Genomic DNA, 12738 nt, shown 5'->3' with positions numbered 1-12738 from the left:
TTTCGCTGATCAGCCTCATACCGAGGCTAGGTGACGACCTCCACGGAAGTGGGCCGGGGGAACGGCATCATTGCCCATCCCATCGGCCAGTCCGGATCTCGTTGCTCTGAGGCCTCGATCTCAATGCGTCGGGGAACACGCCATTGCCACCATTGAGCCCCGTCCTCGGGGCGGCCGGGCCAAGGGACCGTCGCGCGTCGATAGCGCTCGTCGATGCGATCGAGGTCCGGTTGCACAATCCGGCGGGCACGTGGAGGCAACAGCGGCCAGACTTCCCCGAGCATGTCCCGGCAATAGAGATCGTTGCTGAACTCCGACGCGCACCACGGATATGCCTCCTCCGCTTCATTCACCAGCCCCCTCCACCTTGCGAGAAGATAGTTGAGGGAGGGGGCTTGTTCTCCGTCTCCGGGCCGGGTTACCTCGGTGAGGGCTGCCCGGACGGCGTCGCACTCTTCGATGCTCAGAACGAGTTCGGTGGTGTGGCCGTCTGATGGGTCCATGCGGCAATTATCCACTGGCTTCCTCGACGGATCGTGCTGGTAAATCGTTGAGTACACCGAGAACGGGCTCCCACAACGTCGGATCCTCGACCAGGTTCGTCACAGTGCGGGGCGCTCATCCAAATACTTGCCGCGGCAGCCACAGTGCGGACCGGGCCTCTTCCCACCCCCTCGACTCAGGTCCCGAGGACGACAGGCAGTCGGCGCAAACCGTGAAGCGCGCGGGAATGCAGGAGATCGGGCTTTCCCGCGATGTGGGCGTCCGGATACCTTTCGAAGAAGCGTTGGACGGCGATGGCCGCCTCCGCGCGGGCCAGCGCGGCGCCGATACAGAAGTGGATCCCGGCACCGAAGGTGAGGTGGCGATGAGGTTCCCGGCGTCGGGGGTCGAATAGATGTGGTTCGGTGAAAATCTCCGGATCACGATTCGCGGCGGCAAGCAGAAGCACTATCGGCGTACCCGCGGTGATGGCCCGACCGGCGAGCCGAGTATCGGTCTTGGCGACCCGGACGACGTACTGGACGGGGGTGTCGTAGCGCAGGGATTCTTCGATCACCGCCGTGTAATCGCCGTCGGCCGGCCGGAGGTGGGGTCGCCGCAGCAGTGTGTGCAGGGTGTTCCCGAGGAGGTGGGTGGTGGTGCCGAAACCGCCGACCAGCAGCATGCCGCAGGTGGCGATTGCCTCGCGCGGGGTCGACCGTGCCGGGCATTGCCGCGCCAAACCGGCGATGAGCCCGGTTTTCTCCTGGTCGACGTGGTTCAGGCGATCCCTGAAATACGCCGTCATCTCCGTGACGAGAGCACGGGAACGCTGCCGTTCCTGCGCTGTTCTGGCGCCGTCCAGCAGCGAGGCGAGCACATTTCCCCAGGCAGCGAAACGCGGCGCCTCCGTATCCGGTAGGCCGAGAATATGAGAGATCATCGCCATGGGCACGGCTTCGGCATAGTTGGTGATCAAATCGGTGACCTGACCGCGTGGAAGCTCGTTCAGGCGGTGTTCGACGATCTTCTCGATCCGGGGCCCGAGATCGGCGAGTTCGCGCCGGTGGAATGTGGGAGCGACGAGAGAGCGTAGCTCCGTATGCCGGGGTGGTTCCAGCTTCAGAAAGGAGTCGTCGACCGGATGTACGAGAGTGGTGTCGCCGGTCGCGTTACGCCGGCGGGCCGACGCACCGATGGGCGCCGGGCCGAAGTCGCTGCTGGTGAGCACCTGGTGGCTGAGGGCATGGGAGGCGGTGAACAGCAGGCCGCGGCGGCTGGTGGCCAGGGCCCCGCGAGCGCGGACCTTCTCGTATTGCCGATGCCGGTCGGCCCCCGGCCGCGCCCAGAGGATCCGGGCGCCCGGGTCACCACGAAGGACATCCGAGAAGAGCCGCGCCTTCTCCAGAGACATTGTTGTCATGGTCGGTTGTCGCTAGGCGCCGACAGCCGATTCGGCGGGGGCCTGTCGAGCGGGATGGTAGCTGGACCAGTAGTACTGGCGGTAGAAGTTCTCGGCCAACGTCACCCAGGTGTCCAGCTGGTCGCGATCGCCCAGGAAACGATGCATATTGACCAGCAACCAGCTCCACACAGCTTGACTGTCCCGGCAGTTGTCGCAGTCTCCGGTGGTGGCGCAGTACTGGACACTGTGATCGGTCCGGTACGCGTTGAAGCGGCCGACGATCGGATGCCCCTCGGTCAGGCGCTGGGCGTGCGCCGGGTGATCGTTGCTGATGCTGGGGCATGTCTCCGCGCCGAAGGTGCCCCAATGCGTGCGGCCGGTGACCAGTGTGCGGAAGTAATAGGGATGCCCGAGAACGGTATCGGGATAGGTTTCGCGCATTCGGATCATTTCCTGGAGCACCTGCTCTTCATTGCGTAGCCGCGCGGTGGGATCGGTGCCGTTGTCGCTGTAGTAGCCGAAGTTGATCTGGTTGCCGTTGTCGGCGATGGCCTCGACGGTCCGTTCGAGGTACGGCATCCCGGCCTCGCTGAGGGTGTAGACCCAGGTGGCCCGCGGGTCGCCCGCATAGGTGCGTAGCGCTCTGCCGAACAACCCGCTGATCCGCCGGCCGTTGGGCCCGTGACCACGCAACTCGTCGTCGACCGGGCCGCCGCCCCACAGGGACACCGCGATGGCGAGATCTTCCAGACCGTCGTACGGAATCGGCCGGGTCCCGTTCGTCACCACCGTGACATTGCGAATCGTCTCCGCGAACACACGGACTCGATCCAGGACCAACGCAGGCTCACCGCCGATCAGCAGCGTGCTGGTGATCTTCTTGGAATCGCGCAGGTCTTCGGCGAACGCACGGATCGTGCCCAGATCACGAATCTCGATGCTCTGCTTGTCCATATCGTGTTCGAAGAACCAGCACCCCTTGCACCGCAGATTACACGCGTCGGTAACCCAGACCTCCACCGTTCGAATACCTCGGGCGACGTCGTTCACGCGCATCAACCGTTCGGCCAACGCCGGATCCTCTTGCGCGAGTTCGACTGCTCGGGTTAAAATGCGTTCCTTACTTGGCCTGACGTCCAGGAAAACAGGCTGAGCCACGACATCCTCCTCGGTGCGATACGGCAAGGTTGCGCGTTGCTAGATGTCACCGGCGAGTGGAGCATGCCAGAAACTGACGTGCTCGCCGATGCCCTGCCGAATCATCGGATCGGCAGATGATGGGTGAGAATGCGGATACGGAGCGGTCGTATGGTATTGGCCTCGTTAGCGCTACAAACAATTCTAGAATAGACCTGGCTACAGCGCGATCCTCTCGCCTCATCCCTGACGTTTTTTACGATCCATCCGGTGTTCGCAGGACTTGTTCCGGCGCAACGTTATTCGATTCGAATAATGTACACAACCATGCCGTGCGGCCGCAGCGCAGCGTGCTCGCGAAATCTGAAACATCCATGCTGCAGCCGCATGTGGCCACATCACAGCGACATCAAAAGCCGAGGGGTGGAGACGGCGGGAACATCACCGGCATCGCCGCCAGCGCACGATGGAAAGGGCCGGGCCGCCAACGCAGTTGGTCGACCGGACAGGCAAGCCGCATTTCGGGGAGCGCGTCGAGCAACTGATCGATCGCGTTGTGGGCAATCATGTAGGCGATCGACCTGGCCGGGCAGGCATGCGGACCGGAACCCCATGCCAGATGCGCGTTGTTGTCGGTGTACTGACCCGAGTGGATCGCCGGATCATTGTTGCAGGCCGACATGCCGATGACTACCGGCTGATCGGCGGGCAACCAGACTCCGTCGAGCATGATCGGCTGCCTCGGGTAGCTGAGACAGTAGTTCGCCATCGGGGGGTCGGTGTACAGCAATTCGTTGAGTGCGTCCTGCGTCGTCGGGGCCGCACCGGGCGCGGATGTGCCGGTGAACCGGGGGTCGGTGATCATGAGCAGCAGGGTGTTGACCGTCAGGTTTGTCAGTGGCTCGATCCCCGCCCCGTAGAGCACAGCCAACTGGTGCACCATCTCCGAATCCTGGAGCCGCGCCGGGTGGGCCAGCAGCCGAGAGGTGATGTCGCGGCCGGGTTCGGCGCGCTTGAGCGCGACCAGCTCCAAGAGCGCTTCGTTGATCCTGGCGTCCGCGTCGGTGGCGGCGGCGCCGCCTTCGAACATGGCAGCCATACCGGCGGCAATGTCCTGCCCGAGACCCGGTGGGCAACCCAGCATGGCGTTGAGCACCTGGAAGGTCAGCGGGAAAGCGTACTGGCCGATGATCTCGGCTTCGCCGTTCATGCAGAAGTCGTTGATCAGCGGAGCGGCAACCGCTTCGATATTCTGGTGCATGGAGAACAGATCGACCCCATCGAGGGCAGATGTGATCGCCTGCCGGTAGCGGGCATGTTCCGTTCCGGTGCTGCGCATCACGTTGGGACGCCAGGCCATCATGGGCATGAGTGGATGGTCGGCAGGAACGGTCTTCTCCCACGAACGCGCGTCGGCCGGAAAGTGCTCGGGGTCATTGAAGATCCGAATCGCGGTATTATACCCGATCACCAAAGTAGCCGGAATGCCAGGGGCCAGCTCCACCGGCGCCAGCGTCTGGTGCCGACTACGCATCCAGGCGAAGACACGATGCGGATCGGCTGCATACTCCTCGGTGTACAGAGCATCCCGAGACGGGACATCGGTCCGGCCGGGCGCGGAGTACGGGCATTCGGCGGTGCCGGTTCGGGGCGACGGTAGGGACTTGGTCAATGCCTGGAACTCCAATGAAAGCAACAACAACAGATCCGAGAAGTTGTCCGATATGGGACATCTCCTGTGTCGGAACAGTATTGGTGTGACGGATCGGCCGCAAGCGTGAGAGTAGTGCGATCGACCACCGCGCGGCGCACCGACACCTGCGGGCCGGCCGGCGAGCGGGGCAGGATACCCAGAAGCGCAGGCCAGGCTGTTGCGCGGCAACGGCTTCCCAATTCCGCATTTCTGCAACGGATTCCGCTCGCCGAGGATCCGCGCCGACCCGGAGCCCGCGCCATCCGGCCGCCCGTGCGAGCGATCTCGCCTCGATACGGGAACCCGTACGCCCTCGAGAATGTTTTTGTATGTCACATTTCCGCCAAATTAGCGATAGGGCGGTTTTCGGACCGGCGACTCCGTCGCCCCTTGGATGACCGGATTCCGGAGAACCGAGTACCCGGCACCCGGCACCCGACACCCGACCGGCACGGTGGCTGCACCGGCCTCGCGCAAAAAAGGCCCATCAGGTATCGGCGGCGGAGTCGCGCGGGCGATCATGGACCCCGCGTATCGGTTGCATCTCCGTCGCAGACCAGGTCGGGGACCGGTTCGGGTAGCCTCGGCAGCCGTATCCGACTGGCTCACATCCGGGTTCGAGCTCTCGATCGATTCCGGCCTCGATACGGACGCATCAATGCCCAACCATGGGAAGTTTTGCATCCGTTCCGTCCGAGTTTCGCACGCTAAATTCACGACTGTGTCAAATACCGAGCAGTGCGCGCCGACGATCTCGTCCGGTAGGCGACGGCACAACCTCGGACTGTGTTCGGCTCGCCTCGACGGCGAAGCTCGTCATGCCTGGGCGCGAGGCGGCACCCGACCAGATGAGCGGAGCAATTCATGAGCAGAGACCAGGGCAGGTCAGCCTATCTGGAGTACCTGAACCTGGATCGGATACTCGATGCGCAGCGGGTGCGCACCGAGCCCGAAGAGCACGACGAAATGCTGTTCATCATCTTCCATCAGGCCACCGAACTGTGGTTCAAGCTCCTGTTACACGAACTGACCGCGGCGCGGGAGGCGTTCAGCAAGGACGAGCCGGTGGTGCCCAAGCTGGCGCGAACACAGCAGATACTGCTACTGCTGAACAACCAATGGCTGATTCTGGACACCTTGACACCCGCCGCGTTCCATCGGATCCGGCCGCTTCTCGGTCCTGCGTCCGGCATGTATTCCGAACAGTATCGGGCGTTGGAGTTCCTGCTCGGGAGACGGCATCCCGCCTGGCGGGATCTCGCGCCGGAGTACGCCACCGGCCCGAGCCTGTTCGATGAGCTGATCGGTTACCTGCACCGGCGGGGTCATCCGGTGCCGAAGCGGTTCCTCGAAGGGGATCGGTGCCGAAGCCGCGACACCACGCCGGAATTGGTCGGTATCTTCCAGGGCATCTATGCCGCCGGACATCACGGCGTCGAATACGAGATCTGCGAACAGCTCGCGGGCATCGACGCATATCTGCGGGAATGGCGGCTGCGGCATCTCGAGATCGTGCGAAAACACCTCGCCGACCAGCCGGGCACCGGCGGAACCTCAGGTGCCGGATATCTCAGCGGGACCATCGACGCGCTGTACTTTCCCGAATTGGTGAAGCCGCATGATATTTGACTGCCTCCTCACCGCCGACGCGGCGTGGCTGGGCGGGCGAGAACTCGCCGGTCCCACGGCCATCGGCGTGCGCGAAGGCGAGATCGGCTGGATCGGGCCGCTCCCGGCTGCCCCGGACGCCACGCACCGCGAGCACATCGAGGGGGTGCTGCTGCCCGGGCTCATCGACTATCACGTGCACGCCGCACTGATCCAGCCGGAAAAACTGCTGGCGGCGGGCGTGACGACTGTCATGGATCTGGGCTGGGCCCCCGCCGAGATCTGGCCGCTGGTCGAGCGCGCCCGGCATGATCCCGGCCTCCCCCGTATTCATGCCGCTGGACCGTTCCTCACCGCCCCCGGCGGTTATCCTTCCCGGCAGCCGTGGGCACCACCGCTGGTCGCCATCGAAGTCGACGATCCGGCGGCCGCCCGACGGGCGGTCGAAGCGCTGGTCGCTCATCGCCCGGCCACCATCAAGATCACACTCAATTCCCAGGCCGGTCCGGTTGTCGACGACGCCACCCTGCACGCAATCGTCCGCGCGGCGGACGCCCACGGTATTCCGGTCACCGCGCATACACAGGGCTCCGGCCAGACGCGGCGAGCCCAGCTGGCGGGGGTGCGAGTACTCGCCCACACGCCGTGGACCGAAATCCTCGACGACCGGCTCATCGCAGACCTGGCCCGCGACACAACGATCATCTCTACGATCGACATCCACGGCTGGGGCGAACCCTCCCCGGACCGTGAGATCGCCCTACAGAACCTGCGCCGTTTCCACAGTGCCGGAGGTGTGGTGCGGTACGGGACAGATCTCGGCAACGGCCCGCTGCCGCTCGGCGTGAACACCCGCGAGATCGCCGCGCTCACCGAAGCCGGGCTGAGCCCGACCGAGGTGCTGGACGCGATCACCGGAGCGCCGTTGCGGCCCGGTGCACCCGCGGACGTGAGCGTCGTGCCCGGTGATCCGATCGCGAACCCCGCCGTCCTCGGGCAGGCGGGCGCCGTCTTGAAGGGTGGGCAGAACGTCACCGACTCGGACGGAGGGGGCTGACGTCTACCTCATCTGTGGCGGGCCGGTCGACCCCTTCGGCTCATACCCTTCGCAGTTCGTGTTACCTATCTGCTCAGATGTTGAGAGGTTCTGATGTCCGACCTGGATAAGGCGGCCGCAGCGGTCCGCACGCTCGCCGGCGCGCCCGCAGACCCGTTCCCGGCCTACGCCCAACTCCGCGACGCCGCGCCGGTGTTCTTCGACGATTCCATGGACATGTACCTGATCAGCCGCTATGAGGACTGCCACCGGGCGCTGAGCAGTCCGGATGTGCGCGTGCCCGATCACGCATGGCACGACCGCATCATGCCCGGGTGGCAGGAGCATCCGGCGGCCGTCTGGTGTTTCACCAGCCTGCCGTTCGAGGGGCATTCGAGTCATGCCCGGATCCGGCGACTGGTGAACAGGGCATTCACCCGGCGCCGGGTGGAATCTCTGGTGCCGGCGATACAGCAGGTGGTCGCCGGGCTGCTCGACACACTCGAAGAGCACGGCGCGGACAACGCCGTGGTGGATCTCCAGGATGTAGTCGGGTTCCGGCTGCCGGTTGCGGTCATCGCGTCTCTGGTCGGCGTACCGGATACCGATCTGCCCAGGTTCCGGTGGGTTTTCGGGGACATTCTGCGGGTGATGGATCTGGTGGTCGACGATTCCACCCTGGCACGTGCGAATGCCGCGATGGTGGAGGTGCGCGACTATTTCACCGAACTGCTCCGGTATCGCCGTGATCACCCGGCCGACGACCTGGCCTCCGGCCTGCTCGCCGCCTGCGACGAGGAGGGGGACCGGCTCACCGAAGAGGAACTGCTCAGCCTTGTCATCCTCCTGTTCACGGCCGGTTTCGAAACCACCACCCTGACCATCGGCACCGGCACCTCCGCGCTGTTGGCCGACCGCGACCAGTACGACCTGCTCCGCAATGATCCATCGCTGGTGGCAGGCGCGGTCAGCGAGGCGCTGCGGTGGGATTGTGCGCTCCACCGAGTGATACGCGTGACCGACCAGCCGGTACAGATCGGTGACGTCGCTGTTCCCGGCGGCTCGGTGATCGCGCCGTTGCTCGGCGCCGCCAACCGGGATCCGCAAGTGTTCGAGGATCCGGACCGATTCGATATCCGGCGGTCCGGGCCGCGGCCGTTGACCTTCGGCGGCGGCGCGTATGTCTGTCTGGGCAACGCTCTGGCTCAGACCGAGCTGGAGGTGTACTTCGCCGAATTGAGCCGGCGGTTCCCTCATATGGAGCTCGCCGATGAACCCGAACGCCGATGCGGCTATGTCCGTGGCCTCGACACCTTGCCGGTCACACTGGGACGACCCGCTGTAAACCCGGCGGCTCGTGCGGGTTCGGATCTGTCGTGCCCGCACCTCACCGCCCAGCACATCGGCTGATCAGCGGATCGGAAAGGGCCACCAACTGCCCGAGCTCACTGGAGGAACCATGTCCGCAAAGCGACCACCCGCCCCGGCGCAACTACCCCGGATGCTCTCGGACGGTCTGCTGTTGCGTCACGCCGTCCCGGAAGATCGGGACGCGCTCGGTGATCTGCTGGCCTCGGTGCACGCCGCCCCGGACGGCACACCGAACGCCACCGTCGGACAGTGGCAGCGCGATCTGTTCGACAAGGGCCATCCCACGATCGGTACCGACGATATGCTCGTGGTGCAGGACAGACACGGCGAGCTGGTATCCAGCTTCCTGATGGTCCCGCAAACCTGGTCGTATGCGGGAGTACCGCTAGGTGTCAGCCTCATGGAGCTGGCGGCCACCCGGCCGGACTATCGAGGCCACGGACTGTCGAAGGAACAGCTGAACGCCCTACTCGAGACGAGCACGCTGCGCGGGGACCTGATCCAGGGCATCACCGATATCTTGTCTTTTCGGAGCGATACGGGTCTGCTGCCCGCGATCACCCAACGGGCCGGTCGCGGTGGACACATCCGGGACCTTCCCGCGATTCGAGAAGGCGACGAAGCGGTCACGACGCGGCCCGCGACAGTCGAGGACATCGCATTCCTCATCGATACCGAAGCCCGAGCAATGAACAGGGGGCTACTGGCGTGTGTCCGCGACGAGACCCAGTGGCGCCATGAGCTGTTCGGTCGCGACGTCGGCAGCATGGTCCACAGCGAGATACTGATCATCGAAAGGGCGGCAAGGCCGGTCGGGTATCTGGTGCTCGGCTACGGCGGCACCCCCAGTTTCCCCATTCCCAGCTGGTTACCCGGCCTGCCGTGCCCGGAACCGACGGTGTCGATCGCTCGCTTCGAGCTGGCGCCGGAGGTTTCCTGGTTCGAGGTCGTGGCCGGCGTGCTCCGGCAGCTCACCCTGCCCGACCGAGGAACCCCGGAGAGCTACATGCTGTGGTTGGGCCGAGAGCACCCCGCCTACGATGTACTCGGCGACCTGCTGGTCCGGCGCCCGCCCGAGATCGGCTGGTTCCTCCGGGTACCCGACGTGGCCGCACTACTCCGCGAGATCGCCCCGGTATTGGAGCAGCGTCTGATCGGTACCGCGGCCGAAGCCCTCAGCGGCGACGTTCACCTCGACCTCTACCGCCACGGTATCCGCCTCTCCTTCGACAGCGGCAAGCTGAGCGCGGTCGAGGCGTGGGCGGGACACAGCCGGCGAGCATCGGACGCCTCGCTGCCCGAGCAGATGTTCCACCAGCTGATCTTCGGCCACGCCACCTGGGCCGAGCTGGCCCGGGCCTTCCCCGACTGCCGCCTGCAAACCACTCGCGGCAGTGTGCTGCTCCCCCTGTTGTTCCCCGAGCAGCAGTCGGATGTCTGGCCGCTCATCTGACACCCACCATTATCGGGTCGGCCGACCCGAGCCATCAGCGCCTCGACCCGCTACCGCAACAGGAGAATGTGCATGTCCGCCAACTTGGAAAAAGTGCTGGCCGAGTTCCACGGCCAGGTCCTGAGACCCGGTAACGAGGACTATGACGCCGCCCGAGTCATCTGGAAGGGCATCGACCGGCAGCCGGCGCTGATCTTCCGGTGTGCGGATGTGCCCGACGTCCAGCGGGTGCTCGAATACGCCCACGAGGCGGACTTGCCCTTCGCGGTCGCGGGGGCCGGACACGATGTCGCGGGCAGATCTGTCCCCGACGGCGGCATCGTGTTGTCCACCGCTCGAATGCGCGAGGTCACGATCGACCCTGTCGGGAAGATCGCCCGGGTCGGGGCCGGCGTCCAGTGGGGTGAGCTGGCGGCCGCGGCTCATCCGTACGGGCTGGCCACCACCGGCGCCGCATCCGCCTCCGTCGGGGTAGCCGGTTTTTCGCTGCACGGCGGATACGGGTTGTTGATGCGCAGTTGCGGGACCGGATGCGACAACATCATCGAGGTCGACATGGTGACCCCGGACGGGACACATCGCACCGTCAACCAACACACCGATCCGGATCTGTTGTGGGCCGTGCGCGGCGCCGGCGCCAACTTCGGCGTGGTCACCTCCCTCACTCTCCGCATGCACACCGTCCCGCGAGTCACCGTCGGGGTTGTTGCCTACCCGGTAACGCAGGCGCGGGAGGTCCTGCGCACCTATCGGCAGATCACCGCGACCGCACCGAGCGAACTCGTCACGGACTTCTACTACAAGGTCAATCCCGACGGGACCCGCACCGCCAGCATCGGTGTCTGCTTCAACGGTGCCCGCGCCGACGCCGAACGCGCACTCGAGCCGCTCACCGGACTCGGCCTGCCGTGGCGCGATGCTTTCCACGAAGCCAGTGCCATCGAGTTGCACGCCCTGCACAACACCAGCACGCCGTACGGCCCCCGTTACCACCTCCGCAGCCACTACCTGGACGAGCTGACTGATGAGGTCATCGAATTGATCCTCGACCAGGGCGAACGGATCACCGCGCCCCTCACCGGAATCTTCCTCGAACATCTCGGCGGCGCCATCGCCACGGTGAGCCCGGACGCCACCTCCTTCCACGGCCGCGATGCCCGGTATTCCTTCCTGGCCATCGCCGGATGGACCGAGCCCGAACACGATGACACCCACAAGGTCTGGACCAGAGAGCTCAGCAAGCACCTGGGACCACTGGCGATGGAGGCCTGCTACGCCAACTACCTCGACGACGACGAGGACCACCGCACAGCCAGTGCCTACGGCCCCGGATACGAACGCCTGACAGCGCTCAAACAGATCTACGACCCCACCAACCTCCTGCGCGGAAACCGCAATATCCCACCCGCGATCAGGTGAACAGACCTCGGATTCCGTTCATCGCCACCGATACCGAGCATTGAGCCGATCCGGCTGGTCAGTGCTGATGCCACTTGGTCGTGACCCGCATATCCTGGATGTGTAACATCCAGGATATGCAGATGAGCGAAGGTGTCGAGTGGGCGATCCACAGTTGCCTCAACCTCGCTTGGGTCGAGCCGGCGGAGGCGGTTTCAGCGGCTCAGCTCGCCGCCTTCTTCGCCCTGCCTGCGGCATACCTGAACAAACAGTTGCAGGCGCTGGTTCGCGCGGGGATTCTCACCTCGACCTCGGGGCCGCGCGGCGGATTCCGGTTGGCGCGCGACCCTGACACGATCTCACTGCTCGATGTCGTGACCGCGATCGAAGGCGCGCAGGAGGCGTTCCGATGCCAGCAGTTGATGAAGAGCAGGCCAGGTGCCCGTAAGGATATCGACTACCGCAAGGAATGCCTTGTCTCACAGGCGATGCGGCAAGCGGATCTGGCGTGGCGCCGGACGCTGGCCGACCGGACCATCGGTGACATCAAGACCGATGTCGAAAAGCTCGATCCCGATACACCCGAACTGACCCGAAGCCGACTCGCAGAGCTGAGGTAGAACTTCCCGCCCCACGGCGGGGATCGTTCAGAGTAAATTCTGGATATTCGATATCAAGGAAGGTTTCAAATCATGGAAGCACGGATGCCCGACGTGTACAAGCTCGCCAGGGGTGGCTACCTCGGGTTGACGGCTGTCGAGGACTCCCTCGCCGAGGGTCGGCTGCCCCGAAATCTGTTGGAATTGATTCGCATTCGGGCCAGCCAGATCAACGGATGCTCGGTGTGTACCGACATGCACTCGCATCGGGCACGCAAGGAAGGAGAGAGTGACCAGCGGCTGTGGTCTGTGGCGACTTGGCGCGATGCGCCGTTCTTCTCCGACACCGAACGCGCGGCTCTGGCTTTGACCGAGGCGATCACCCGGGTAGCTGACAATCCCGGCGGTGTCCCCGACGAAGTGTGGAGGCAAGCCTCCGACCACTTCGGCGACGAGGATCTGGCCGCGCTCGTTATGGCTATCGCCTCGGTCAATGCCTGGAACCGGATCAACATCGCAGCACGCTTGGTCGCCGGTTCCTTCCGCTGACGCGCA

General features: G+C 64.8%; 11 protein-coding genes. 7 read left to right on the top strand and 4 right to left on the bottom strand.

Annotation, left to right across the window (positions count from 1 at the left end; all coding sequences use genetic code 11):
- Positions 1-26 precede the first annotated feature (26 nt).
- The 4 genes from OG405_RS08330 to OG405_RS08315 form a co-directional block, all read right to left on the bottom strand.
- Positions 27-503, bottom strand: a complete 477-nt coding sequence (locus OG405_RS08330) for a hypothetical protein (RefSeq protein ID WP_327151037.1) — start codon at positions 501-503, stop codon at positions 27-29.
- Between the two features lie 176 nt (positions 504-679).
- Complete coding sequence (locus tag OG405_RS08325; RefSeq protein WP_327151036.1) at positions 680-1897, bottom strand: cytochrome P450; 1218 nt, start codon at positions 1895-1897, stop codon at positions 680-682.
- Between the two features lie 21 nt (positions 1898-1918).
- On the bottom strand, positions 1919-3046 hold the full coding sequence (locus OG405_RS08320; protein WP_327151035.1) for a radical SAM protein: 1128 nt from the start codon (positions 3044-3046) through the stop codon (positions 1919-1921).
- A gap of 388 nt (positions 3047-3434) precedes the next feature.
- Positions 3435-4724, bottom strand: a complete 1290-nt coding sequence (locus tag OG405_RS08315) for a cytochrome P450 (RefSeq protein ID WP_327151034.1) — start codon at positions 4722-4724, stop codon at positions 3435-3437.
- Positions 4725-5582: 858 nt separating this feature from the next.
- Between OG405_RS08315 and OG405_RS08310 the strand changes: the two genes are divergently transcribed.
- The 7 genes from OG405_RS08310 (at position 5583) to OG405_RS08280 (ending at position 12732) form a co-directional block, all read left to right on the top strand.
- The gene (locus OG405_RS08310) at positions 5583-6347 is read left to right on the top strand and encodes a tryptophan 2,3-dioxygenase (protein ID WP_327151033.1); all 765 of its coding nucleotides are present in this window, start codon (positions 5583-5585) and stop codon (positions 6345-6347) included.
- Entirely contained in the window at positions 6337-7383 is a 1047-nt protein-coding gene (locus OG405_RS08305; RefSeq protein ID WP_327151032.1) for an amidohydrolase family protein, read from the top strand. The genes OG405_RS08310 and OG405_RS08305 overlap by 11 nt, the downstream gene beginning before the upstream one ends.
- 93 nt (positions 7384-7476) lie before the next feature.
- A complete protein-coding gene (locus tag OG405_RS08300; protein WP_327151031.1) occupies positions 7477-8772 on the top strand; it encodes a cytochrome P450 in 1296 nt (431 codons plus the stop codon).
- Positions 8773-8821: 49 nt separating this feature from the next.
- A complete protein-coding gene (locus OG405_RS08295; RefSeq protein WP_327151030.1) occupies positions 8822-10186 on the top strand; it encodes a GNAT family N-acetyltransferase in 1365 nt (454 codons plus the stop codon).
- A gap of 72 nt (positions 10187-10258) precedes the next feature.
- On the top strand, positions 10259-11605 hold the full coding sequence (locus tag OG405_RS08290) for an FAD-binding oxidoreductase (RefSeq protein WP_327151029.1): 1347 nt from the start codon (positions 10259-10261) through the stop codon (positions 11603-11605).
- A gap of 122 nt (positions 11606-11727) precedes the next feature.
- Positions 11728-12204: an RrF2 family transcriptional regulator gene (locus OG405_RS08285; RefSeq protein WP_327151028.1), complete on the top strand. Its 477-nt coding sequence runs from the start codon at positions 11728-11730 to the stop codon at positions 12202-12204.
- An 84-nt stretch (positions 12205-12288) separates the two neighbouring features.
- Positions 12289-12732: a carboxymuconolactone decarboxylase family protein gene (locus tag OG405_RS08280; protein ID WP_442790737.1), complete on the top strand. Its 444-nt coding sequence runs from the start codon at positions 12289-12291 to the stop codon at positions 12730-12732.
- The last annotated feature ends 6 nt before the right edge of the window (positions 12733-12738 follow it).

It is taken from the genome of Nocardia sp. NBC_01329 (genome assembly GCF_035956715.1).
Taxonomy (GTDB): Bacteria; Actinomycetota; Actinomycetes; order Mycobacteriales; family Mycobacteriaceae; genus Nocardia.
This window is presented reverse-complemented; position numbering and strand designations above follow the sequence as displayed.

Bases quoted from the DNA above. Each gene is read 5' to 3' on its own strand.
- OG405_RS08330 (WP_327151037.1), bottom strand. From the start codon at position 503: ATGGACCCATCAGACGGCCACACCACCGAACTCGTTCTGAGCATCGAA.
- OG405_RS08325 (WP_327151036.1), bottom strand. From the start codon at position 1,897: ATGTCTCTGGAGAAGGCGCGGCTCTTCTCGGATGTCCTTCGTGGTGAC.
- OG405_RS08310 (WP_327151033.1), top strand. From the start codon at position 5,583: ATGAGCAGAGACCAGGGCAGGTCAGCCTATCTGGAGTACCTGAACCTG.
- OG405_RS08305 (WP_327151032.1), top strand. From the start codon at position 6,337: ATGATATTTGACTGCCTCCTCACCGCCGACGCGGCGTGGCTGGGCGGG.
- OG405_RS08300 (WP_327151031.1), top strand. From the start codon at position 7,477: ATGTCCGACCTGGATAAGGCGGCCGCAGCGGTCCGCACGCTCGCCGGC.
- OG405_RS08295 (WP_327151030.1), top strand. From the start codon at position 8,822: ATGTCCGCAAAGCGACCACCCGCCCCGGCGCAACTACCCCGGATGCTC.
- OG405_RS08290 (WP_327151029.1), top strand. From the start codon at position 10,259: ATGTCCGCCAACTTGGAAAAAGTGCTGGCCGAGTTCCACGGCCAGGTC.
- OG405_RS08285 (WP_327151028.1), top strand. From the start codon at position 11,728: ATGAGCGAAGGTGTCGAGTGGGCGATCCACAGTTGCCTCAACCTCGCT.
- OG405_RS08280 (WP_442790737.1), top strand. From the start codon at position 12,289: ATGCCCGACGTGTACAAGCTCGCCAGGGGTGGCTACCTCGGGTTGACG.